Raw genomic sequence first — 24,204 nt, 5'->3', positions numbered from 1 at the left:
GGGCGGGAAGTGTGGGCGGGGAGAGTAGACAGGGAAGGGTAGACAGGGAGAGTAGACAGGGGGGTAGACAGGGAGGGGTAGACAGGGAGGGTGATCGGGATTGTAGCGAGCCGATCTGTCGCCCGAATGAACGAATCGCATCAGCCCACTCCGATCCAGGCAGAACCAGGCCAGTCAACCAGGTCAGTCGACCAGTTCGACTCCAGTCGACCAACGCAGACCCCCCGGCCAGCGCAGTCCACCAGCACAGCCGGATAGCATGGTCACTTCGATCAGATAGAGGTGCCATGCGTACGTTCGGTAAAGCCGTAACCGCCGTCGGCGCGGCCACGGCCGTGCTTCTCGCGCTCGCGGGGTGCAGCGGCTCGCCCGCCGCCAGCCCGACCCCGAGCGCCCCATGCAACCTGACTGCGCCCGGCACGGCCTCAGACTCGGTGACGGTCACGGGCGAATTCGACACGCACCCGACCACCACGTTCACCGCCCCCATCAGCACCGACATCACCGAGCGCACCGTGCTCACTGAGGGAACCGGCACCGTCGCCAGCACCGGCTCGCAGGCCACCATCGACTTCACCCTCTACAACGGCACCACCGGCGCCGAGTTGTTCAGCACGTTCACCAGCGGCTCGCCGATTCCGGTGACTGTCGACGAATCGCAGTTCCTGCCCGGCCTCGTGAAGGCCGTCTCCTGTTCACCTGTGGGCTCGCGGGTCGTCGCAGTCGTTCCGCCCGGTGACGCCTACGGCGCGGCCGGCAACGCGAACCTGAAGGTCGCGGCCACCGACAACCTCGTGTTCGTCGTCGACGTGAAAGACGTCGGTGCGGCATCCACCGCCTCGCCGTCGGCCACCGTCGACCCGAACCTGCCGACCCAGGCCACCGGGGCGCCGCAGGCCGCACCCGAGGGCTTCCCGACCGTCACGCTCGCTGCCGATGGAACGCCGACCATCACCATTCCGCCGGTCGACCCGCCCACCACGCTGCAGATCGGCGTGCTGAAGAAGGGCGACGGCGCCACGGTCGCCAGCGGCGACAACGTCACGGTGCAGTACCAGGGCGTCATCTGGCGCACGGGCGGGGTGTTCGACCAGAGCTGGGGCAAGGGCGCCGTGGCCTTCGGCACCGGCCAGGTCATCCCGGGCTTCAGCCAGGCGCTGATCGGCCAGACGGTCGGCTCGCAGGTCATCGTCATCATTCCGCCCGACCAGGGTTACGGCTCGGCCGGCGTCGCGTCGGCCAACATCACGGGCACCGACACGCTCGTGTTCGTGATCGACATTCTCGCGACGGCCGCGGCCTAGGCCCATGCGCCGCGTCGTCATTCTCGGCTCGACCGGTTCGATCGGAACCCAGGCCCTCGACGTCATCCGCGCCAACCCCGACACGTTCGAGGTGGTGGGTCTCGCGGCAGGCTCGAACCGGGCGGCGATGGATGCCCAGGCGGCAGAGTTCGGCGTCGCCGACGTCGCTCTCGGTGCCGTCGAGGCCGAGCAGCTCGTGCGCGACATCGACGCCGACGTGGTGTTGAACGGCATCACCGGATCGGTGGGGCTCGGCCCCACCCTCGCCGCGCTCGAGGAGGGTCGCACCCTGGCCCTGGCGAACAAAGAGAGCCTGATCGTCGGCGGCGAACTGGTGAAGGGCATCGCGGCGCCCGGCCAGATCGTGCCCGTCGACTCCGAGCACTCGGCCATTGCCCAGGCGCTGCGCTCAGGCACCGCCGGCGAGGTGGGGCGGCTCGTGCTGACCGCCTCGGGCGGGCCGTTCCGCGGGCGCAGCCGGGAGTCGCTGGCGACCGTCACGCCGCGCGAGGCCCTCGCGCATCCCACCTGGGACATGGGGCTCGTCGTCACCACCAACTCGGCGACGCTGGTGAACAAGGGCCTGGAGGTGATCGAGGCGCACCTGCTGTTCGACGTGCCGTACAGCCGCATCGTGGTGACCGTGCACCCGCAGTCGGTCATCCATTCGATGGTGGAGTTCGTCGACGGCTCGACCATCGCCCAGGCCTCGCCGCCCGACATGCGGCTGCCCATCTCGCTCGGGCTTGACTGGCCGAACCGGGTCGCCGGGGTCGGCGTGCCACTCGACTGGACCGCCTCGCACAGCTGGACGTTCGAGCCGCTCGACGTGGCGGCGTTTCCGGCGGTGAAGCTCGCCAAACAGGTCGGCCGCGCCGGTTCGACCTTCCCCGCCGTGTTCAACGCGGCGAACGAGCAGGCCGTCGCCGCGTTCCATGCGGGGCGTATCGGGTTTCTCGACATCGTCGACACCATCGAGGCCGTCGTGCAGCGGCACGAGACCGCCGAGGCTGTTCTCACCCGCGAGGCGCTCACCGAGGCCGAGCTCTGGGCCCGCCGCGAGGCCGACCGCATCATCTCGCACGTCTGACCCGCCACACCCTGTGGGCCCCGGTGTCGGCCTCCCGTCGCCGGGGCCGCAGGCACGGCCCACATGATGGCCGAGCCCTTCACAGCGCGGGTTCAGCCCGCGCCCAGCGGGCGGCAATCGCCCCGGGGTAACGTGAACCCGTGGAAAACGTGCTCCTCTTCGTGGTCGGTGTGCTCATCATCGCGGTCGGCCTCGGTGTGTCGATCGCGCTGCACGAGGTCGGTCACCTGGTTCCGGCGAAGAAGTTCGGCGTCAAGGTCACGCAGTACATGATCGGGTTCGGCCCCACGATCTTCTCGCGGCGTCGCGGCGAGACGCAGTACGGGGTCAAGGCGTTCCCGCTCGGGGGCTACATCTCGATGGTCGGAATGTTTCCGCCCGCGAAGCCCGGCGGCACGCTGCGCCGCACCAGCACGGGGTTCTTCAACTCGCTGGTTCAGGATGCCCGCAAGGCGAGCTCCGACTCCATCGGTGACGACGACAGCCGTGCGTTCTACACGCTTCCGGTGTATAAGCGCGTGATCATCATGCTCGGCGGTCCGACGATGAACCTGCTGCTCGGCATCCTGTTCTTCGCGATCGTGCTCTGCGGCTTCGGCGTCGCCGGCGCGAGCACGACGGTCGGCTCGGTCAGCGCGTGCGTGCTTCCCGCCTCGAGCACGAGCACGACCTGCGCCGCAAGCGACCCTGTGTCGCCCGGCGCCGCCGCGGGCATCCTGCCCGGTGACCGCATCGTGAGCATCAATGGCACCCCCATCGACTCGTGGAGCGACTCGACCGACATCATCCGTGATTCGGCCGGCGTACCGCTGACGTTCGTGGTCGAACGTGCCGGCGCCGACGTGACGCTCACCGTGACGCCGCTGCTCACCGAGCGCAACGTGACCGAGGTCGTCAACAACCAGACCGTCACGAAGACCGACGCCACGGGCGCCGCGGTCACCGAGAACGTGGGCTTCGTGGGCATCGGCTACGCCACCGAGCTGCAGCCCCAGCCGATCACCTCGGTGCTGCCGTTCGTCGGCGAGAACGTCGCGGGCGTGGCCAACACCATCTTCAACCTGCCCCAGCGGCTGAGCAGCGTCGCGCAGGCTGCCTTCGGTGGCGGCGAGCGCAGCGCCGACAGCCCGATGAGCGTGGTCGGAGTGGGCCGTGTCGCGGGCGAGATCGCGACCATCGACATTCCGCTGCAGTCGAAGGTCGCCACGTTGATCGGCCTGCTCGGCTCGGTCAACATCGGGCTCTTCGTCATCAACCTGGTGCCGCTGATGCCCCTCGACGGCGGCCACATCGCAGGCGCCCTCTGGGAGGGCCTGCGGCGCCGCATCGCCAAGCTGTTCGGTCGCCGCGACCCCGGGCCCGTCGACACGGCCCGGCTGATGCCGCTGACGTTCGTGGTGGTCGTCTTTCTCGGCGGGGTGAGTGCCCTGCTGATGTACGCCGACATCGTGAACCCGGTGAATCTCTTTGGTTAGGCGGTCGGCTGGGCGGGCGGCCGGGTGGTGGGCCGGGGCGACTGCGGCGTCTGCCGGGGCGAGTGCTGGGCCCTCGGCTGGCCGGGCGGCCAGCGTGTCTGCTGGGCCCTCGGCTGAGCGGTGGGCTGGTACCTCGGCTGGTACCTCGGCTGGTACTTCCGCTGGGCCTGGAACTACTCCCAGCGCAGTACGCACGACGCCGTGAGCAAGATGCCCGGCCCCGGCGCTCGGCGTACCATCGAGAACATGTCGTCGTCTGAGAATCCGCCCGCCTGGGCGCTGCGGCGCGCAGACTTCGGCGACGGCGGCACACGGTGGCGCGAACCGCGCCTCGGGCCGCCGGCCGCGCTGTTCGTCTGGGTTCCGGTCATCCTGTCGTTCGTGATCCAGGTGCCCGCGGCTGCGTTCGCGGCCACCCACCACCCCGCCTACGGCGCCGCCGGACCCTTCATGGTGCTGCTGGCGCTGGCGGGCCCGGTCGCGCTGATCTTCGCCCGCCGCATCCCCGGCCCCGTCGTCGCGATCACCGCAGCGGCCGCCTGTGCCGACCTCGTCTTCACGCCCGGCTCGGGGGCGCCATACGTCGCGCTGGCCTTCGCCATCGTGTCGGCGATGGCCCGCGGCGCCCGGGCCTGGGCGTTCGTCTCGGTCGGCGCCGGCTGGGTACTGGCACTCATCGGGTCGGTCATGCTGGGCGTAGAGTGGCACCCGGCCCGCATCATCCTCACCACCATCGGTATCGTGCTGGTGCTGGTCATCGGCGAATCGATCCGCACCCGGCGCGACCGGGTCGCGGCGTACCAGGCCGCCTTCCGTAAACGCCGCGACGACGTGGCGCAGGCAGAACGCGAACGCATCGCCCGCGAGCTGCACGACGTTCTCGCCCACTCGCTCTCGCAGATCAACGTGCAGGCCGGCGTCGGGCTGCACCTCATCGACGATCATCCCGAGAAGGCCGCTGAGGCCCTGGCAAGCATCAAGGCCACCAGCAAGACCGCGCTCGACGAGGTGCGCGGTGTGCTCGGCTTCCTCCGCTCGGAGGGGTCGGAGGGGTCGGTGGGGTCGGTGGGATCCGTGGGGTCGGAGTCGGTCGGGTCGGATTCGATCGGGTCGGAGTCGGGGCCGGTGCACAGCACCTTCGACACCACCTGGGGTTCGACGACGCGAACGGGCTCGAGGGTGAGAACGGGCTCGGGGCCGAGCGCAGGCTGGGGCACAAGCGCTGGCGGGGGCACAGGCGCTGGCTGGGGCACAAGCGCTGGCGGGGGCACAGGCGCTGGCGGGGCCACAGGCGCAGGCGCTGGCGGGGCCACAGGCGCAAGCACAGGCGCAGGCGCAGCTCACAGCACAGGCACGGCACCCGCACCCCTCGTGCCGCAGGCCGACCTCTCCCGGCTGCCGGCCCTCATCGAGTCCATCTCGAACGGCCACCTCGACGTCACCCTCGACAACCGGCTCACCTCCGACCCGCCGCCCGGCGTACAGCTCGCGCTCTACCGCATCACACAGGAGAGCCTGACGAACGTCACCCGGCACGCCCACGCGACCCACGCGCGGGTCACTCTCGACGAGCGGGCCGACGACTACCACCTGACCGTCATCGACGACGGGGTGGGCGACCCCGTGCATCCGCTCGCCGCCCTGCGTGCCGGCGACGGCATTCGCCAGATCATGCCAGGCCGAGTGGATGCCCAGGCCTTCGCCCGCGCCGGCAACGGGCTGCTCGGCATGTCTGAGCGCGCCCAGCTGCTGGGCGGTCACCTCGAGGCCGGGCCCATCGCCTCGGGCGGCTTCGCCGTCGTGGCCACGGTGCCCCGGCGGCCATCGCGATGAGCTGCGCGTGCTGATGAGGGGCGCGCCGCGATCGCCACGGTGCCCCGACGATCAGCGTGCTCCGTCAACCAGGGTGACCCGATGGCCAGGTCGCCCGATGACCAGGGTGCCCCGATGGCCAGGTCGCCTGATGACCAGGGTGCCCCGATGATCCGGGTGGTCATTGCCGACGACCAGCACCTGATCCGCGCCGGCTTCACCGCCCTGCTCGCCAACGAGCCCGACATCGACGTGGTGGGCTCGGCCGCGACCGGCACCGAGGTGGTCGAGGTCGTCACCCGTCTTCGCCCCGATGTGGTGCTGATGGACATCCGGATGCCCGACGGCGACGGCCTCTGGGCGACCGAGCAGATCGTGGCCGACCCCGCGCTGGCCGCGACGCACATCGTCATCGTCACAACGTTCGAACTCGACGAGTATGTGGGGCGGGCCATCCGTGCCGGTGCGAGCGGATTCCTCGTCAAAGACACCGAACCCGTCGAGCTGATCAGGGCCGTGCGGGTGGTGGCCGCCGGGGATGCCCTGCTGTCGCCGAGCGTCACCCGCCGGCTGCTCGAACGCGTCGCGGGCACGCTCGTCGACGGGCGCACGTCGGCCGAACGCGATGGCACGTGGGGCGATGGCACCGGGCCCGACGGCACCGGGCGTGACGGCACCGGGCGTGATGGCACCGGGCCCGATGGCACCGCTCGTGACCGCACCACTCGTGACCGCACCGCCCGTGACGGCGCCCCCCGGTCGGCTGCGGGCGGCCACCACGCCACATCGAACCTCTCCCTGCTCGGCACGCTGACCGATCGCGAGCGCGAGGTGCTGACCCTGGTCGGCGCCGGGCTCACCAACACCGAGATCGCCGGGCGCCTGTTTCTCAGCCCGCTGACCGTGAAGACGCACGTCTCGCGCACCATGACGAAGCTGGCGGCGCGCGACCGTGCCCAGCTCGTCGTGGTCGCCTATGAGGCCGGGCTCGTGCGCGCCGGGCAGGCCTAGCCGCTCTCCTGCCAGGCAGGCCTAGCCGCTCTCCTGCCGGGCAGGCCTAGCCGCTCCCGTGCCGAACAGGCGTAGCACCCGGGTACCATCCGGCTCGCCACGACACGACCGGGGGAGTACGGCCGCGCGCGATAGGCCTCCCGCCAACCGATGTGCGGCCGGGCGCCGACGGCGAGTCTTGAGGTACCGGCCCAAACGGGGCCGCTCCTGAAAGGACGAACCATCGTGATCACCACCGCACTGGCCGCACCCGTCGTGGCCGCACCCGCGGCGACCCTCCTCGCCCACTGGGGCCCGATGGGGTGGCACCCCGGCGGCTTCGGCTTCCTGTTCCTGCTGATTCCGCTGTTCTGGATCGGCGTCATCATTCTCATCGTCTCGCTCGTCACCCGGCGTCGTCGCCGCTTCTGGGCAGCGAACGGCGGCTACCCCGGCTGGGGCGGCCGACCGGGTTGGGGCGGCCCCGGTTACCCCGGTGCGTGGGCGGCTCAGGCCCAGGGCTCGAGCGACGCCGAGAAGACGCTCGCCGAGCGCTTCGCCCAGGGCGACATCGACGAGGTGGAGTACCGCGCCCGCCTCGAGGTGCTCCGCGCAAACCGGTCCGGCCCGACTCCGCCGGCACCGCCCGCCGCGTGACGCTCGGCGAGTGGCCGGGGATGGTGGATGCACAGGCAGTCCGCTTGGCCCCGGCCCCGCCCCGGCGGGCACCCGCCGCCGCTACCGCGCCGTCGGGCATCCGCTTGGCCGGGCATCAACTCAGCCGGGCACCCGCTCGGTCGGGTATCCACTCGCTGACTGGTCGCCGTGCACCTCGCGCCACAGGGCCCGGCGATCGGCACTGCGGGTAAGCTCGAAACGTGGCTGCAATCAATTTGGGTATGCCGAAGGTCGTCGAGACCCTCGCCCCCCGTCGTAAATCTCGTCAGATCAAAGTCGGCAAGGTGATGGTGGGTGGTGACGCCCAGATCAGCGTGCAGTCGATGTGCACGACGCCGACGACGAACATCAACGCGACCCTGCAGCAGATCGCCGAGCTCACCGCCTCGGGCTGCGACATCGTGCGGGTCGCGGTGCCGAGCCGTGACGACGCAGAGGCGCTGCCGATCATCGCGCACAAGAGCCAGATTCCGGTGATCGCCGACATCCACTTCCAGCCGAACTACGTGTTCGCGGCCATCGATGCGGGGTGTGCAGGGGTTCGGGTGAACCCGGGCAACATCCGCAAGTTCGACGACCAGGTGGGCAAGATCGCTGCTGCCGCGAAGGCCGCAGACGTGAGTATCCGCATCGGTGTCAATGCCGGGTCGCTCGAGCCGAGCATCCTGGCCAAGTACGGCAAGGCCACGCCCGAAGCGCTCGTCGAGAGCGCCGTGTGGGAGGCCTCGCTGTTCGAGGAGCACGACTTTCACGACTTCAAGATCTCGGTGAAGCACAACGACCCCATCGTCATGGTGAAGGCCTACCGCCTGCTCGCCGAGCGCGGCGACTGGCCCCTGCACCTCGGTGTGACCGAGGCGGGGCCCGAGTTTCAGGGCACCATCAAGTCGGCCACCGCGTTCGGCATTCTGCTGTCGGAGGGCATCGGCGACACCATCCGCGTCTCGCTGTCGGCCCCGCCCGCGCAGGAGGTCAAGGTCGGCTTGCAGATTCTGCAGTCGCTGAATCTGCGTGAACGCAAGCTTGAGATCGTGTCGTGCCCCTCCTGCGGGCGCGCCCAGGTCGACGTCTACAAGCTTGCGAACGACGTCACCGATGGGCTCGAGGGCATGACCGTGCCGCTGCGTGTCGCCGTCATGGGCTGCGTCGTCAACGGCCCCGGCGAGGCCCGCGACGCCGACCTCGGCGTGGCTTCTGGCAACGGCAAGGGCCAGATCTTCGTGCGTGGCGAGGTCATCAAGACCGTTCCCGAGTCGGAGATCGTCGCCACCCTCATCGAAGAGGCCAACCGCCTCGCGGCCGAGATGCCCCCCGGCGAGCTGGGGGCGCCCCAGGTCGTCACGGCCGGCTGAGTGGTTGTGGCTGGGCGCCTTGACGCGGCGGGGTCTGGTGAGGTGGCGGGGTCTGGTGACGTCGCAGGGCGTCTTGACGCGGCGGGGTCTGGCGGTGTGGTCGGGTCTGGCGATGTGGCGGGGTCTGGTGACCTGGCGGGGTCTGCGGGGGTAGCGCGGCCTGTTAGCGCCGAGCGGTCGTCTGAGTCGGCGGGGCCTGCTGACGTTGCGGAGTCTTCTGACACGGCGCGGCTCGTCGAAGCGATCGGAACTACTGACGAGGCGGGTCATCCTGCCACTGAGGTGAATCTCGACACGGCGCGATCCATCGGCACGACGCCGCCCCGGTTCGAACTTCGCGTGCCGCTGGATGCCGACGCCGAGGCGTGGTTCCACCTTTTCGACGACCCCGAGATCATGCGGTACGTAGGCGGGGGAGCCGTTCAGCCACTTCTCTGGTACCGCGACTTCGTCGTCCGCCAGCAAGGATTCGCAGCCACACTTGGTGTCTGCCTCTTCGCGCTCGTCGTGCCGGGGCCGACAGGCGAGTGGACGACAGTCGACGGGACGACAGTCGACGGGACGACAGTGGCCGGGTTCGTCGGCCTGCAGCCGTGGAGCCGACCGTGGGGTCCGCCCCTCGGCCGGCTTGAGATCGGATGGCGTCTTGGCGCGGAGTTTCATGGGCGCGGCCTCGCGACGGCAGGCGCCCGCGAAGCGCTGGCCCGTGGTGTCGCGGCCGGCGTGGAGTCGCCCATCGCCATGATCGACGAACTCAACGGCCCCTCGATCGCTGTCGCCACGAAGCTCGGGATGACCCGCCTCGACCTCTTCGACGCCCCTGATAGTGCCCGCGTCGGCATGTGGGGCTTCTGACGCTGGCGTCTGGACCCGCAGCGCCTGGCCGCCTCGCCTGGATCCGCCTCGCCTGGACCCGCCCCGTTCGAACCCGCCCCGTTCGAACCCACCCCGCCCGAATCGACTCCGCTCGGACTTACCCATTTGATGCCACCGATTCAGTTTCATCGGTGCGACGCTACCGCCGCCACGTGGGAGTCCGTGCGCGGCGCGAGGTGCCCACACGTGTGCCGTCGGTCTAGAACGGCGCGTCATCGTGCATTGCGAGGTCAGTTCTGGCGTTGATGGGTGGGGGTGGTGCGGCCGCGTGGGTGTCGTAGTGCCGGCCGGAGGGGGAACGCCAATGCAGCGTGCGGTCACGATCGATTGAGACGGCCCAGGCCGTTTCGTGTTTCAGATGGTGGTGTTTGGGGCAGAGGTGAGCCAGGTTTGTGAAGTCGGTGGCACCGCCGGCCTGCCAAGGCCAGGTGTGGTCGATCTCGCAGCCCACCGCCCTTCGCGCACATCCCGGAAACCGGCACGTCTGGTCGGCGACCTGCAGCGCCGTCTTCAGGTCGGCCGGAGGGCGGTAATGGTCTCGTCCGACAGAGAGCGTCGCGCCGGTCTCGGGGTGCGTGAGGATTCGCAGGAACGATGGAGCGTGTGCGCAGAGGTCGCGTGCGGTGTCGGCGTCGATGGGTCCGTAGCCGTCGAGCGTGGCGGGTGCGTCGTCGTGGCCGAGCAGGGTCATCACGGGAACGCTCACGATCACTGTCGGCCGCAGCGGTCTCGGGCTGCCGTCGACCGGGTCGCGCAGGAGCAGGTCGCGCAGGGCATCCGACCGCAGTTGCGCCAATGTACGGCTGTCGCTGAGCTCGGTGCTCCTGCTACTGCTGCTGTAGTCGCTGCCGCCGCTGAGCTTGCTGTTGCTGCTGCAGAAGTCGCTCCCGCCGCTGAGCTCGCTGCTATTGCTGCTGCAGTAATCGCTGCCGCCGCCGATTTCGCCTTTGCTGCTGCAGAAGTCGCTGCCGTCGCTGAGCTCGCTACTGCTGATGTCGCTGCAGTCGCTTCCGCCGCTCGGGATACTGCTGCCATAGCACTCGGCACCGCGGCCAGTCTCGATGAATTCGCCGCCGAAGTTGGTGCTCGTGCCGCCTGGCGCATGCCGCGTGGGCGGGCAGGCGGCGGCGAGGGCGTCGTCGCGGAGGTGGCGGGCGAGCTGGTCGAGGGTGTCGTCGATGCGAACGGCGTCGACGGCGGGGAGGTAGTGGTGCAGCCACGCCATTCCGTCGCGGTCGGACTCGAAGGAGACGTGGCGATCTGCGGCGGCTTTCTGCGCTCGCGTGACCATGGATTCGGGGTGGCTGCGCTCGCGCTGGGCACCGGCGGCCCGGGAGAACTGGCTTGCGGTCGAGGTGAGCGCGGCGGGGAGCACACTCGACTCGAAGGCCCGGCGAGCGTCGCCGGGCAGCGAGCGCGCCTGGTTGCACATGACCTGGGCGTGCCGAAACCCGATGGCGCCCGCCGCGAGGGCGGCGCGCGTCTCGGGCAGTTCGTGGACGAGCGCCTCGCTCTCGTCGAGCAGGCGGCACGCCGTGGCCTCTGGGATGCGCGTCGCGCAGGCGATCTCGGCGGTGAGGGAGCGCCGCGCGAGTTCGGCGCGTCTGCCCGAGGAGAACGACGAGGCGACGATCGCATCGACCGACGCCTCCGACCACAGCCGCGCCTGATCGACGAGCCACACCCTTCGTGCGATCAGTCGGGCGATCTCGCGGTCGACGTCGAGAATCTGCTCGATGAAGAGACCGACGGTTTTCGCGGCTCGTTCAGAAAAGATCATGACCTGAGTATATCTCATACATTCGAAGATGTGTTCGAATTCGTCGAAATACAGGTCGAGATTCAGGTGTCGAGACGCAAGACTCAGACCGAAGATCCACGACCCGAGGCCGTCGACCCACGGCCGTCGACCCACGACCCACGACCGACGAGCTGCCACTGACGACCCAAAGCTCCCAGGCCGTCAGACCAGGACCAGCCCGTCAGACCAGGCCGTCAGACCAGTCCCACAGCATCCGAGCCCGAGATACTTAGCCTAGCTAATGAGCTACACTAATGAGGTGATGTTAATAGAAACCGACGGGCGAGCCGAAGAGAGTCGAGCCGCGTCGGCCAGCGAATCCCAGGCCGCCCCCGTCGACGCCCTCTCGGCGAAACTGCGCCCCGCCATCCTGCGGGTCTCGCGCCGCCTGCGTGCCGAGAAGGCCGATCACGAACTGAGTGACTCGCAGTCGGGCATCCTCGGCTACCTGCTCAACCGCGGCCCGACCACCCCCGGCGCCCTCGCGGCTTTCGAGCGTGTCACGCCGCCCTCGATGAACCGCACGATCAACGCCCTGGTCGCGGCCGGATACGCCGTGCGCTCGCCCTCGGTCGACGATGGCCGTAAGGTCGTCGTCTCGCTCACCGCTGCCGGCACCGCTCTCGTGAAGGAGACCCGCCGCCAGCGCGACGCGTGGCTCTATCAGCAGCTCGCCGAGCTGTCGACGGATGACCGGCACACCCTCGACCGCGCCGCAGACATTCTGCGCGCCCTGGCCGACAGGTGATGCGCCGCACACGACTCCGGGCGGCAGAGGTGGGCCGGTGAGCAGCATGTTCCGTTCGCTGAAGGACTACAACTACCGCCTCTGGGCGGGCGGCGCACTCGTGTCGAACACCGGCACGTGGATGCAGCGCACGGCCCAGGACTGGATCGTTCTCACCCAGCTCAGCGACAACAACGCCATCGCGGTGGGCGTCGTCATGGCCCTGCAGCTGGGCCCGCAGCTGCTGCTCGTGCCCTGGACGGGCCTGGTCGCCGACCGGTTCGATCGCCAGAAGCTGTTGATGCTGACGCAGGGTGTGATGGGCATCCTGGGCCTCGGTCTGGGTCTCATCGTGCTCGGCGGCGCCGCCCAGCTCTGGCAGGTGTACATCTTCGCGCTGCTTCTGGGTATCACCTCGGCTTTCGACGCACCCGCGCGCCAGTCATTCGTGTCGAACCTGGTGTCTGACGCCGACCTTTCGAATGCCGTCGCACTGAACTCGGCTTCCTTCAACGCGGCGCGGATGATCGGGCCGGCGATCGCGGGCGTGCTGATCGCCGTGGTCGGCGCCGGCTGGGTGTTCCTCATCAACGCGGCGAGTTTCGGCGCCGTGCTCTTCTCGCTGACTCGGATGCACCGCGAGAGCCTGCGCACCCGTAAGACGGCGCGCAGCGGCAAGGGGCAGCTGCTCGGCGGGTTCCGCTACGTGTCGAAACGGCCAGACATCGTGATCGTGCTGGTGATCATCGCCATCATCGGGGCGTTCGGGCTCAACTTCCAGATCTTCACCTCGACGATGACCACCGTGACCTTCCACCTCGACTCGACGGCGTTCGGGCTGCTGTCGTCGGTGCTCGCCGTCGGTTCGGTCACCGGCGCGCTCCTCTCGGCGAGACGGGAGGTGCCGCGACTGCGGCTGATCTTCGCAGCGTCTGCGTTGTTCGGTCTCGCCTGTCTGCTGGGCGCGTTGGCGCCGTCGTACCTCACCTTCGCCCTGACGCTGGTGCTGCTCGGATTCGCGGCGCAGACGTTGATGACCACCGCGAACGGCACGGTGCAGATGACCACCGCGCCCGAGTTCCGCGGGCGGGTGATGGCCCTCTATATGGCCATCTTCATGGGCGGCACCCCGGTCGGCGCGCCCATCGTGGGCTGGGTGGCCGACAACTTCGGGCCCCGCTGGGCGATCGGGCTCGGCGCGGCCGCCGGGTTCGCGGCGGCCCTGGCCGGGCTGGTCTGGATGATCGCACACCAGCATCTGCGCGTCGCCGTTCACCTGCACGGCTCACCCCGGTTCGTCGTGAGCCACGACGGTGACGGTCGCAGCGTGGAGGTGCTCGAGACGGGGAGCATCGCCCTGCCGGCGCCGGCCGGCGCTTCTGCCGAACCGGCCACCGCGGCAGACGAGCGTGAGCGGTTGCGTGACGACGTGCTGGCCGACGAGGTGACCGAGAGCAGGTGAGGGCACCGCCGGACCGGATTCTGCTGGCCTGGCCGGATTCTGCAGGCCTGGCCGGATTGTGTATAGTGAGAATTCCTTGTTAGCGAAGAATACTCACGTATGTGGAGGCCCGCGTGCTGCACGCACCCCTATCCGCCCATCTTCCGGCCGCCGCCGTCGCGTTCGCGCTGGTCGCCTCGCCCCTCTGGGCGACCACGGGGGCCCTCGCGGCCACGCCGACAGACCTGCCGCAGGAGCAGATCGCCGCGATCGGCGAGGCCGGCACGGTGTACCTGAGCGGAACCTGGTCGGGGTTCGTCAACTTTCCCACGGCCGACGGCGGCACGGCGTGGTCTGACGAGGTCGACGCGTCGTTCAGCTGCAGCGGCTTCGTCGCCAGCGCAGACGGGTCGGTGGTGACCGCGGGGCACTGCGCCGACGTCGCCGAGGGCAAGACCGCGATCATCGACACGTTTCTTGACGGCGAGGTGCAGAACGGCGACATCACCGCCGAAGACGAGCAGGGTTACCTGGCGGCAGGGGCCGAATCGAGTTGGCCCGTCGAGGGCGAGAAGACGGGCGAGGCGCCCGTGCTGACGATGAAGGTGTACCCGGCGATCACGATCACCGCCGACGACTCCACGTCATACCCTGCGGTGTTGGTGGATGACCGGCCCCTCGACCAGGGCGACGTGGCCCTGTTCAAGATCGACACGCCGAGCCCCCTCCCGGTGCTCGTGGTCTCCTCCAGCCAGCCCGCGACCGGCCAGCAGGTCGATGCGATCGGGTATCCCGGCAACGTGACGAGCCTCGTCAGCGGCAACCCCGAGCCGACGTTCGCCCAGGGCCAGGTGAGCGGGCGGCAGCAGACAGACGGCGGTCCGTTCACTCAGGTCGGCGTGGCGATGAGCCCGGGCATGAGCGGCGGCCCGGTGGTCGACGGCTCGGCCGCGGTCGTCGGCACGGTGAGCTTCGGCCCGTCGAGCGACACCCAGCAGCTGAACTTCGCAGCCGCGCCCGAGACGATCTCGGCCCTCCTGTCGCGCAACGGGGTGAAGAACGAACTCGGAGCCGCAGACGTGCCCTTCCGCGCCGGTCTCGACGAGTACTTCGCCGGCAAGTACCATGCGGCGGCCGATGACCTCGCAGCCGCGCTGGCGGCGAACCCCGACAACGCGATCGCCACCCAGTACCAGGAGAAGGCGATCGCGGCCTTCCCTCAGGAGAACACCACCGGCTGGGTGCTCTGGCTGCTGCTCGGCGGCGGTCTGCTCGTCATCGTCATCGCGCTCGTGGTGCTGCTGCTCGTGCTGTCGGGCCGGCGTCGGCGTGCCCGTGCGGCCGGCGGGTACACAGTCACTGACAGCGCCGCTGCGCCCGGCTATGCAGTGGCCGACAGCGCCGCGGCACCCGGCTATGCGTCGGCCGGAGCATCCACCTCCATTCCGACGTCCACCTCCATGCCGACGTCCGCGTCCATTCCGACGTCCACCTCCACACCGCCACTCGCGGGCCCGTCGGTGCCCGCGACGCAGCAGGCGACGGAGGCAGCGGTGCACCAGCCGCAGGCAGCGCCGTCGGCCGACGGCGACACGCGACCGGCGCCCCCGACGGCCGGCTCGGCGGGCTAACGGCGGGCGACTGGGTGCCGTGCGTGCGCGACGCAGGTGCAAATAGACTCGTATGGTGCCCACTCGCCTGACCAACTACTTTCTCAAGACCCTCCGCGAAGACCCCGCCGATGCCGAGGTGACCAGCCACCGTCTGCTCGTTCGGGCCGGCTACATCCGGCGCCAGGCGCCCGGCATCTTCGCCTGGCTGCCGCTCGGTCTGCGGGTGAAGAGCAAGATCGAGGCGATCATCCGTGACGAGATGACCAACGCGGGCGCCCACGAGGTGCACTTCCCGGCCCTGCTGCCCAAGGAGCCCTACGAGGTCACGAACCGGTACGTCGAGTACGGCGACGGCATGTTCCGCCTGAACGATCGGCGCGGTGCGGGCTACGTGCTGGCCCCGACGCACGAAGAGGTCTTCACCCTGCTGGTGAAAGACCTGTACAACAGCTACAAAGACCTGCCCCTGTCGATCTACCAGATTCAAGACAAGTACCGCGACGAGGCGCGCCCCCGCGCCGGTCTGTTGCGCGGTCGCGAGTTCACGATGAAAGACGCGTACTCGTTCGACTACACCGATGCGGGGCTGGATGCCTCGTACCAGGCCCAGCGCGACGCCTACGAGCGCATCTTCACCCGACTCGGCCTCGAGTACGTCATCGTCAAGGCCGACGCCGGTGCCATGGGCGGCTCGAAGAGCGAGGAGTTCCTGCACCCCACCTCCGTGGGCGAAGACACGTTTGTACGTTCGGCGGGCGGCTACGCGGCCAACGTCGAGGCGTTCACCACCCTGGCTCCGCCGGAGCGCGGGTTCGACGGCCTCACCCCTGCCGAGGTCGTCGACACCCCCGACACCCCCACGATCGCCACTCTGGTCGCCGCGGCGAACGCCGTGCATCCGCGACCCGACGGCACGCCGTGGAACGCCGGCGAGACGCTCAAGAACGTCGTGCTCGCGCTCACCCACCTCGACCACTCGCGCGAGATCGTCGTCGTGGGCCTGCCCGGCGACCGCGAAGTCGACCTGAAGCGCGCCGAGGTCGCGTTCGCGCCGGCCGAGGTCGAGGCGGCGACCGACGACGACTTCGCCCTGCACCCCGGGCTCGTCAAGGGCTACATCGGGCCGTGGTCGCCCGAGGGCCAGGTGCTCGGCGAGACATCGAGCACGGGCATCCGGTACTTCGTCGACCCGCGCGTGGTGAGCGGCAGCGGGTGGATCACCGGGTCGAACATCCACGGCAAGCACGTGTTCGGCCTGGTCGCCGGGCGCGACTTCGTGGCCGACGGCACGATCGAGATCGCCGAGGTCAGGGCTGGCGACCCCGCTCCCGACGGGTCGGGGCCGGTCGAGCTCGCGCGCGGCATGGAGATCGGGCACGTCTTCCAGCTCGGGCGCAAGTACGCCGAGGCCCTGGGCCTGAAGGTGCTCGACGAGAACGGCAAGCTGGTCACGGTGACCATGGGCTCGTACGGCATCGGCGTCACGCGCATTCTCGCGATCATCGCCGAGCTCAACAACGACGACAAGGGCCTCATCTGGCCGCCGGCCGTCGCGCCGTTCGACGTGCACGTCGTCGCGGCCGGCCGGGCCGGCAAAGACGACGCGATCTTCGAGGCGGCCGAGCAGATCGTAGTCGACCTCGAGCGTGCGGGGAAGTCGGTTCTGTTCGACGACCGCCCGAAGGTGTCGCCGGGAGTAAAATTCGGTGACGCCGAGCTCATCGGTGTGCCGAAGATCGTGATCGTCGGCAGGGGAGTCGTCGATGGAATGGTCGAGGTGTGGAACCGCGCGAGCGGCGCACGCACGGAGGTCGCCGTCGACGCGGTGGCTGCCGCTGTGGCCGACGTGGTGGCCGACGCAGTCTGAGCCGGCCGGCCGCCCGGGCAAACTCCCACCAAGCTCAACCTAGACTTGAACGATGCATTCAGCCTTGTTCCGGCTGTTCCCGCTTTACGAAGGATTCCATTGACGCTTCAGAATGCCACCTTCCGGCATCAGAATTCAGCGCTTCTCGCGGTCAAGGCCCGTCTCGCGCCGCTCGTCGTGACGAGTGAAGAGATCGATGTGCGGCTGGCTGAGGCGCTGACCCGCCTGCGTCTGCCTACGGGCCTGCTGCAGCGGGTGGCCGGCGTCATCTCGCGCCGCAACTGGGACGACAACGGCGAGACCTTCGACCAGGCCGCGGCGGGAGCCGCGAAAGACGCCCTCGCCGAGGCCAACGTCGACCCGAGCGAGGTCGGCCTGCTCATCAACACGTCGGTGACCCGCAAGCACCTGGAGCCGAGTGTCGCGGTGGGCATCCACCACGCCCTCGGCCTGCCGCCCTCGGCGATGAACTTCGACATCACGAACGCCTGCCTCGGGTTCGTGAACGGAATGACCCTGGCCTCGCAGATGATCGACTCGGGCCAGATCAAGTACGCCGTGATCGTCGACGGCGAAGACTCGAACGAGATTCAGGCCAACACGATCAACCGGCTCTCGCAGCCCGGCATCTCGCGCAAAGACTTCGTGAACGAGTTCGCCTCGCTCACCCTCGGCTCGGGTGCCGCCGCTGCGGTGCTCGGCCCGGCGGATGCTCATCCCGAGGGTCACCGCATCATGGGCGGCATCTCCCGCGCCGGCACCGAGCACCACCTGCTCTGCGTCGGCGACAAAGACGGCATGTTCACGCACACGAAAGAGCTGCTCGCGGGCGGCATGGCGCTCGTCGTCGAGGCCTGGAAGGAGGCCAAGAGCTCATGGGACTGGCAGAAGATGGACCGCTACATCTTGCACCAGGTCTCTGACGTGCACACCGACTCCATCGTCAAGGCGGCGAAGCTCGACCGCAAGAAGATTCCGCTGACCTACCCGATCTTCGGCAACGTCGGCCCGGCCTCGCTGCCGATGACCCTCGCCCTCGAGGTCGAGAAGCTGGTCAAGGGCCAGCGTGTTCTCTGCATGGGCGTCGGTTCGGGCATCAACACGGCGATGACCGAAATCGTCTGGTAGTGGAGTCGGGCTTCACCGCACCGGCGTCATACCCGCCGCCCGGGCTGCCGGGGCTGAACGACCGCTGGTCGCGGCTCGTCACGGCGCCCGACGGCGACGGGGTGCCGCGCACCTGGCACCTGCTCGACAACGCCTCTGAGCTCGCCGCCGCCGGGGCGGTGCCCACCGGCACCATTTTGTGCGTGCACGGCAACCCCACGTGGTCGTACCTGTGGCGTTCAGTGCTCGAGCAGGCGGTGCTCGATGCTCGGCTGACCGGGGCGCACACGGCGACGGATGCTCGGCAGACCGGGGCGCACACGGCGACGGATGCTCGGCAGGCGTTCACACAGGGCGGCACTGCACCCGTCTGGCGGGTGATCGCCGTCGACCAGCTCGAGATGGGGTACTCCGAGCGCACCGGTGAGACGCGAACGCTCGCCCGCCGCGTGGCCGACCTCGGCGCTCTCACCGACGCGCTGGGGCTGCGTGAACCGGTGGTGACACTCGGGCACGACTGGGGCGGTGTCGTCTCGCTCGGCTGGGCGGTCGATCATCCGCAGCAGCTGGCGGCCGTGATGCTGCTCAACACCGCGGTGCATCAGCCCGAAGACTCGCCCCTGCCCGCGGCGCTGCGACTCGTGCTCGCGCGCTCGATGCTGGCGACCAGCACCGTTCGAACTACTGCGTTTCTCGACACGACGCTGGCGATCGCGCATCCCGCGCTGACTCCGGATGTTCGGCGAGCCTTTCGCGCACCCTACCGTTCGGCAGCTCGCCGGGCCGGTATCGGCGCATTCGTCGCCGATATACCCGTCGATGACTCCCACGTGAGTTTCAGCGAGCTGACCCGGGTGTCGACCGGGGTGTCTCGCCTCGAGGTGCCCGCACTGATGCTGTGGGGCCCCCGCGACCCGGTCTTCAGCGATCGGTACCTCGGCGACCTGATCGCGAGGCTGCCGCACGCCGACGTGACGCGCTTCGAGCGGGCCGGACACCTGGTCGGCGAAGACGTCGCCGTGGCGCCGATGATCACGCAGTGGCTGAGCGACCGGTTCGGCCCGGGGGAGCGCGCAAGTGAGACGGGTGCTGGCGCTGAGGCTGGCGGTGGCAGTGGCGGTGGCAGTGGCAGTGGCGGTGGCAGTGGCAGTGAGGTTGATGGTGGCGGTGGCGCTCGCGCAGGGGGCTCAGCAGCCGGTGCAGCGGCCGGCGCACGGGCGGTGTCGGTGACGGAGCCGCTGCAGGAGCCGGAGGCGCTTGAGGGGCGGGAGGCGGGGCCTGCTCCGGAGACAGCTGGCGCGTTCCCCGAACCCGCATACCGGCCGCTGTGGAGCACCCTCGACGAGCGCCGCGGTGACCGCACTGCGGCTGTCGTCGAGATGGCGCCCAGAGGCACCACCGGAGGGCGTGGCATGACCGGGGGGCGTGGCATGACCGGGGGGCGTGGCATGACCTGGGGGCGTCGCACGACCGGAGGGCTGGGCGCCATCGGAGCGGGCCGCGCGAGCGGAGCGCCCAGCACGAGCGGAGCGCCCCGCACGAGCGGAGTGCGGGATGCGAGCGAGCCACACGTCGTCAGTTGGGCCCTGCTGGCCCGGCGTGTCGACGAGCTGGCCGCGGGGCTCATCGCCGTCGGCGTGTCGAAGGGCGACCGCGTGTCGCTTCTCGTGCCGCCGGGGGCCGACCTCACCGCTGTGCTCTACGCGTGCCTGCGCATCGGCGCCGTCGTGGTCGTGGCCGACGCGGGCCTGGGTGTGAAGGGCCTCGGCCGCGCCGTTCGGGGAGCACGCCCCCAACACGTCATCGGCATCGAGAAGGGTCTGGCGGCGGCCCGGGTTCTCGGATGGCCGGGGCAGAAGATCTCCACCAGAACCCTGTCACGCACCCTCGCCGCCGCGCTCGGCGTCTCCCACTCGCTCGGCCAGGTCGCGACGATCGGCCGCGCGACGCTCGCCGCCGCGGCGGCGGCGTCCGTCGGCAGTGCGGCGCCCGTCGACGGTGCGGCGTCCGTTGACAGTGCTGCGCCTGTCGACGGTGCTGCGCCTGTCGACAGTGCTGCGTCCGTCGACAGCACTGTGCCCGTCGACAGCACCGTAAGCGACAGCACAGGGCGGGTGGGCGGACTGGCCGTCGAGGCGCCGGGCGCCGACGACACGGCGGCCATCCTCTTCACGTCGGGGTCGACAGGGCCGGCGAAGGGTGTCGTCTACACCCACCGCCAGCTGGCCGCCCTCGTCGCTCTGCTGCGCGAGACGTTCGGGCTCGGGCCCTCGACCGGTCTCGTGGCGGGGTTCGCTCCGTTCGCGCTGCTGGGGCCGGCTCTCGGCGCGACCTCCGTCACCCCCGACATGGACGTCACCGCCCCCAAGACCCTGACCGCCACAGCCATCGCGGCGGCGGCGCAGGCGGTGCAGGCCACCGTGGTGTTCGCTTCGCCCGCCGCCCTGACGAACGTGCTCGCTACGGCCGACACCCTGTCTGACCTGCAGCGCCGCACGCTCGGGCGCGTGCAGACGGTGCTCTCGGCCGGCGCGCCGCTGCCCGTTGCGCTGCTCGAACGGGTTCAGGCGCTCGTGCCCGACGCGGTCATCCACACGCCCTACGGCATGACCGAGGGCCTGCTGATGACCGACATCACGCTGCCGGAGATCCGTCGGGCCCAGGCCGGCCAGGCGAGCTCGGTCAGCTGCACGCCGCAGGACCAGCTGGCGGGGCGCACGACAGCGGCGCACGCCGGGCACACCGCACAGCCACAGCAGCCCGACCGGGTCGTGCCGGGAGGAGTCTGCGTCGGCACGCCCGCGCACGGCGTCGAGCTTCGGATCAGTGCGCTCGACGCTGTCGGCCGCGCCACGGGCGCCCTCGGCCGTGAGCCGTTCGTGACCGGAGAGATCGTCGTCTCGGCGCCGCACCTCAAAGACCACTACGACCAGCTCTGGCTCACCGACCGCGAGGCCACCCGCGGCACCCCGTCGGCCCGCGCCGCGATGCGTGGCGAGGCCACCCCCGCAGCACCGTCGGCCCGCGCCGGGACGCGTGGCGGGGCCACCCCCTCAGCACCGCGCTGGCACCGCACCGGCGACGTGGGGCACCTCGACGGCGAGGGGCGGCTCTGGGTCGAGGGGCGCCTCGTGCACGTCGTCACGACGGCCACGGGCATCCTGACCCCGGTCGGCCCCGAGCAGCGAATCGAGGCGTTGCCGGAGGTTCGGCGGGCAGCGCTCGTCGGCATCGGCCCCGCCGGAACGCAGCAGCCCGTCGCGGTCATCGAGACCGTTCGGCCCGCCCGCTCGGCCGGTCTCGCGCCGACCCGGCTGGTCGCCGCCGTGCGCGAGGCCTCGGGCGTCGACGTGGTCGCTGTGCTGATGATCGCCGAGCTGCCCACCGACATCAGGCACAACTCGAAGATCGACCGGGCAGCCCTGGCCGCCTGGGCGGGCGACCTGCTGGCCGGCCGTCGCGCGGGCCGACCGCGGCACCGGCCGTGACCGGAGGACATGCTGGCCGGCCGTCGCGCGGGCCGAGCGCAGCACCGGCCGTGACCGTGCGACATGCTGCCCAGCCGTCGCGCGGGCCGACCGCGGCACCGGCCGTGACCGTTCTCGTCACGGGGGCGAGTGGGATGCTCGGCCGTTCGGTCGCCGTCGAGACGCTCGCCCGGGGGAACGCCGTGCGCACGTTCCAGCGCGGTGCTGCCGACGTGCCCGGCGCCGAGGATGCCCGTGGGTCGCTCACCGACCCGGCGAGCGTGCGCGCTGCGGTCGAGGGCGTCGAGGCGGTCATCCATCTCGCTGCGAAGGTGTCGATGGCGGGGCGCCCCGACGAGTTCGACGCGGTGAACGTCGAGGGCACCAGAACGCTGCTGGCGGCCGCGCGCGAGGCAGGGGTACGCCGGTTCGTGATGGTGTCGTCGCCCTCGGTCGCCCACGCCGGGCTCTCGGTGGTCGGCGACGACGCGCTGCCCGCCGACCCCGAACGGGCGCGGGGCGAGTATGCGCGCAGCAAGGCCGAGGCCGAACTGCTCGCGCTGGCCGAAGACGCGCCCGGCTTCGCCGTGGTGGCGGTACGCCCGCACATCGTGTGGGGCCCGGGCGACACGCAGCTCATCGAGCGCATCGTCGAGCGGTCGCGCCGGGGGAGGCTGCCGCTGCTCGGCGGCGGTCGCGCGCTCATCGACACCACCTACATCGACAACGCGGCCACGGCCATCGTCGCCGCCCTCGAGCGGACCGAGGCGGTGCACGGCCGCTCGTACGTCATCACGAACGGCGAGCCCCGAACGGTGGCGGAGCTGCTGGCGAAGATCTGCGCGGCGGCGGGCGTGCCGGGGCCCCGGTTCAGTGTTCCGGCACCATTGGCGCGCGAGGCGGGCGGCCTCATCGAGTCGGTGTGGAACCTGCGCCCCCACGACGATGAACCGCCGATGACCCGGTTCTTGGCCGAGCAGCTCTCGACCTCCCACTGGTACGACCAGCGCCGCACGCGGGCCGAGCTCGACTGGCAGCCGGCCGTCAGCCTCGACGCGGGGCTCGAACGACTGCGGCAGTGGTACGCCGCCCGCTGACCGCGCGTGCCAACACCATCTTTCTCGGCTATCCTGTATAGCTGGGCTGCGCGCCCTGCCAGCGACGGCGGCGCGCACGACAAGACGAACCCAACCGAGAACTGAATACAGAAAAGAAGGAGGCCGGCCGTGGATATCGACCTCAGCGTGCTCAAGCTCATGGAGCGGGAACGCGACATTCCATTCGACGAGCTCGTGCAGATCATCGAACAGGCAATTCTCACCGCGTACCTGAAGCACACCGGGCAGGCCGAACACGGCCACGCCGACGAGCCGGTGAAGGCCCGTGTGCACCTCGACCGCAAGACCGGCCACGTGAGCATCTTCGTGCCCGAGCTCGACGACGAGGGCGCGGTCATCGGCGAGAGCGAAGACAACCCGAGCGACTTCGGCCGTATCGCCGCCTTCGCCGCCAAACAGGTCATCAACCAGCGACTGCGCGACATCGCCGACGACGCCGTGCTCGGCGAGTTCAAGGGCCGCGAGGGCGACATCGTCGCGGGCATCATCCAGCAGGGCCCGAACCCCCGCATGATCCACGTCGACCTCGGCACGGTGGAGGCCATCATGCCTCCCGAAGAGCAGGTCGCCGGCGAGACCTACGCACACGGCAGCCGCATCCGGGTGTACGTGACCGCCGTGTCGAAGGGCACGAAGGGCCCCCAGATCACCGTCTCGCGCACCCACCCGTCGCTCGTTCGCAAGCTGTTCGCGCTCGAGGTGCCCGAGATCGCAAGCGGCCTCGTCGAGATCGTGTCGCTCGCCCGCGAGGCGGGTCACCGCACCAAGATCGCGGTGCGCGCCACCGAGCCCGGCATCAACGCCAAGGGTGCCTGCATCGGCGAGCTCGGCCAGCGGGTGCGCGCCGTCACCAGCGAACTCGGCAACGAGAAGATCGACATCGTCGACTATTCGGATGACCTGCCGACGTTCGTGGCGAACGCCCTCTCGCCGGCGAAGGTCACCAGCTCGTTCGTGATCGACGCTTCGCTCAAGGCTGTTCGCGCCCTCGTGCCCGACTACCAGCTCTCCCTCGCCATCGGCAAAGAGGGCCAGAACGCCAGGCTTGCGGCGAAACTGACCGGGGCGAAGATCGACATCCAGCCCGACTCGATTCTCGAAGGCGACTGAACGGCGTTCCCGGCGGCGGCGCTGCCGGGTGTCGCCAGTCGGCGGGTGCTAGAATGAATCCAGTAAGAACGTGTGTCGGTTGCCGGGCACGCGCCGAAAAGTCCTCTCTGCTTCGCATCGTGGTTCAGACCACGGCCGCGGGTCAGCGGAGGGCACTCGCCCAGAACCCAGTGCTCGTCGTCGACGAGGCCGCTGTTCTTCCGGGCCGCGGCGCGTACGTGCATCCGACGCAGGCGTGTTTCGACAGCGCTGTGAAGCGCCGGGCCTTCGCCCGTGCACTTCGTCTCGCCCCCGGCAACACACCACCTGACACGGCCAACCTACAGACAAGGCTGAACGGCATTGTGAACACAAATGAGTGACAACTGATGAGCGA

The 24,204-nt window shown here is 69.9% G+C and carries 18 protein-coding genes; 17 read left to right on the top strand and 1 reads right to left on the bottom strand.

Translation table 11 applies throughout. The features are described from left to right. Positions 1-287: 287 nt before the first annotated feature. The 8 genes from V3W46_RS13335 (at position 288) to V3W46_RS13300 (ending at position 9,556) form a co-directional block, all read left to right on the top strand. Complete coding sequence (locus tag V3W46_RS13335; RefSeq protein ID WP_331783609.1) at positions 288-1,304, top strand: FKBP-type peptidyl-prolyl cis-trans isomerase; 1,017 nt, start codon at positions 288-290, stop codon at positions 1,302-1,304. Between the two features lie 4 nt (positions 1,305-1,308). Then, a complete protein-coding gene (gene dxr / locus V3W46_RS13330; protein ID WP_331783608.1) occupies positions 1,309-2,394 on the top strand; it encodes a 1-deoxy-D-xylulose-5-phosphate reductoisomerase in 1,086 nt (361 codons plus the stop codon). Between the two features lie 140 nt (positions 2,395-2,534). Continuing rightward, a complete protein-coding gene (locus tag V3W46_RS13325; RefSeq protein WP_331783607.1) occupies positions 2,535-3,869 on the top strand; it encodes a M50 family metallopeptidase in 1,335 nt (444 codons plus the stop codon). A gap of 120 nt (positions 3,870-3,989) precedes the next feature. After that, complete coding sequence (locus V3W46_RS13320; RefSeq protein ID WP_331783606.1) at positions 3,990-5,702, top strand: sensor histidine kinase; 1,713 nt, start codon at positions 3,990-3,992, stop codon at positions 5,700-5,702. A gap of 147 nt (positions 5,703-5,849) precedes the next feature. Beyond that, a complete protein-coding gene (locus V3W46_RS13315; protein ID WP_443069989.1) occupies positions 5,850-6,692 on the top strand; it encodes a response regulator in 843 nt (280 codons plus the stop codon). 225 nt (positions 6,693-6,917) lie between these two features. Continuing rightward, positions 6,918-7,328 carry an SHOCT domain-containing protein gene (locus tag V3W46_RS13310; RefSeq protein ID WP_331783604.1) on the top strand — a complete coding sequence of 137 codons (411 nt, stop codon included), beginning with the start codon at positions 6,918-6,920 and terminating at the stop codon, positions 7,326-7,328. Positions 7,329-7,549: 221 nt separating this feature from the next. After that, complete coding sequence (gene ispG / locus V3W46_RS13305) at positions 7,550-8,701, top strand: flavodoxin-dependent (E)-4-hydroxy-3-methylbut-2-enyl-diphosphate synthase (protein WP_331783603.1); 1,152 nt, start codon at positions 7,550-7,552, stop codon at positions 8,699-8,701. A 282-nt stretch (positions 8,702-8,983) separates the two neighbouring features. Beyond that, positions 8,984-9,556 carry a GNAT family N-acetyltransferase gene (locus tag V3W46_RS13300; protein ID WP_331783602.1) on the top strand — a complete coding sequence of 191 codons (573 nt, stop codon included), beginning with the start codon at positions 8,984-8,986 and terminating at the stop codon, positions 9,554-9,556. A gap of 220 nt (positions 9,557-9,776) precedes the next feature. Here the strand turns inward: V3W46_RS13300 and V3W46_RS13295 are convergent, their stop codons facing one another. Beyond that, positions 9,777-11,357 carry an HNH endonuclease signature motif containing protein gene (locus V3W46_RS13295; protein WP_331783601.1) on the bottom strand — a complete coding sequence of 527 codons (1,581 nt, stop codon included), beginning with the start codon at positions 11,355-11,357 and terminating at the stop codon, positions 9,777-9,779. Positions 11,358-11,640: 283 nt separating this feature from the next. Here V3W46_RS13295 and V3W46_RS13290 point away from each other — a divergent pair, with 283 nt between their 5' ends. The 9 genes from V3W46_RS13290 to V3W46_RS13250 all read left to right on the top strand — a co-directional run bounded on the left by V3W46_RS13290 (position 11,641) and on the right by V3W46_RS13250 (position 24,190). Then, complete coding sequence (locus V3W46_RS13290) at positions 11,641-12,126, top strand: MarR family winged helix-turn-helix transcriptional regulator (RefSeq protein WP_331783663.1); 486 nt, start codon at positions 11,641-11,643, stop codon at positions 12,124-12,126. Positions 12,127-12,163: 37 nt separating this feature from the next. Then, positions 12,164-13,567, top strand: coding sequence for an MFS transporter (locus tag V3W46_RS13285; RefSeq protein WP_443069986.1), 1,404 nt, complete (start codon positions 12,164-12,166; stop codon positions 13,565-13,567). A 113-nt stretch (positions 13,568-13,680) separates the two neighbouring features. Beyond that, on the top strand, positions 13,681-15,177 hold the full coding sequence (locus V3W46_RS13280) for a trypsin-like peptidase domain-containing protein (protein ID WP_331783600.1): 1,497 nt from the start codon (positions 13,681-13,683) through the stop codon (positions 15,175-15,177). A 55-nt stretch (positions 15,178-15,232) separates the two neighbouring features. Then, a complete protein-coding gene (locus V3W46_RS13275; protein WP_331783599.1) occupies positions 15,233-17,026 on the top strand; it encodes a proline--tRNA ligase in 1,794 nt (597 codons plus the stop codon). Between the two features lie 99 nt (positions 17,027-17,125). Then, on the top strand, positions 17,126-18,154 hold the full coding sequence (locus tag V3W46_RS13270; RefSeq protein WP_331783598.1) for a 3-oxoacyl-ACP synthase III: 1,029 nt from the start codon (positions 17,126-17,128) through the stop codon (positions 18,152-18,154). Beyond that, the gene (locus V3W46_RS13265) at positions 18,154-21,621 is read left to right on the top strand and encodes an alpha/beta fold hydrolase (RefSeq protein WP_331783597.1); all 3,468 of its coding nucleotides are present in this window, start codon (positions 18,154-18,156) and stop codon (positions 21,619-21,621) included. The genes V3W46_RS13270 and V3W46_RS13265 overlap by 1 nt, the downstream gene beginning before the upstream one ends. Before the next feature lie 104 nt (positions 21,622-21,725). Then, entirely contained in the window at positions 21,726-22,697 is a 972-nt protein-coding gene (locus V3W46_RS13260; RefSeq protein WP_331783661.1) for an NAD-dependent epimerase/dehydratase family protein, read from the top strand. Between the two features lie 129 nt (positions 22,698-22,826). Continuing rightward, entirely contained in the window at positions 22,827-23,828 is a 1,002-nt protein-coding gene (gene nusA, locus V3W46_RS13255; RefSeq protein ID WP_331783596.1) for a transcription termination factor NusA, read from the top strand. A gap of 53 nt (positions 23,829-23,881) precedes the next feature. Then, positions 23,882-24,190, top strand: coding sequence for a YlxR family protein (locus V3W46_RS13250; protein ID WP_331783595.1), 309 nt, complete (start codon positions 23,882-23,884; stop codon positions 24,188-24,190). Positions 24,191-24,204 lie beyond the last annotated feature (14 nt).

Source organism: Subtercola sp. YIM 133946 (assembly GCF_036553535.1).
GTDB lineage: Bacteria > Actinomycetota > Actinomycetes > Actinomycetales > Microbacteriaceae > Subtercola.
Note: the sequence above shows the minus strand (reverse complement) of the source record. Positions and strands in the feature narration are given on the sequence as shown.

Bases quoted from the DNA above. Each gene is read 5' to 3' on its own strand.
- V3W46_RS13335 (WP_331783609.1), top strand. From the start codon at position 288: ATGCGTACGTTCGGTAAAGCCGTAACCGCCGTCGGCGCGGCCACGGCC.
- dxr (WP_331783608.1), top strand. From the start codon at position 1,309: ATGCGCCGCGTCGTCATTCTCGGCTCGACCGGTTCGATCGGAACCCAG.
- V3W46_RS13315 (WP_443069989.1), top strand. From the start codon at position 5,850: ATGATCCGGGTGGTCATTGCCGACGACCAGCACCTGATCCGCGCCGGC.
- V3W46_RS13295 (WP_331783601.1), bottom strand. From the start codon at position 11,357: ATGATCTTTTCTGAACGAGCCGCGAAAACCGTCGGTCTCTTCATCGAG.
- V3W46_RS13290 (WP_331783663.1), top strand. From the start codon at position 11,641: ATGTTAATAGAAACCGACGGGCGAGCCGAAGAGAGTCGAGCCGCGTCG.
- V3W46_RS13250 (WP_331783595.1), top strand. From the start codon at position 23,882: ATGAATCCAGTAAGAACGTGTGTCGGTTGCCGGGCACGCGCCGAAAAG.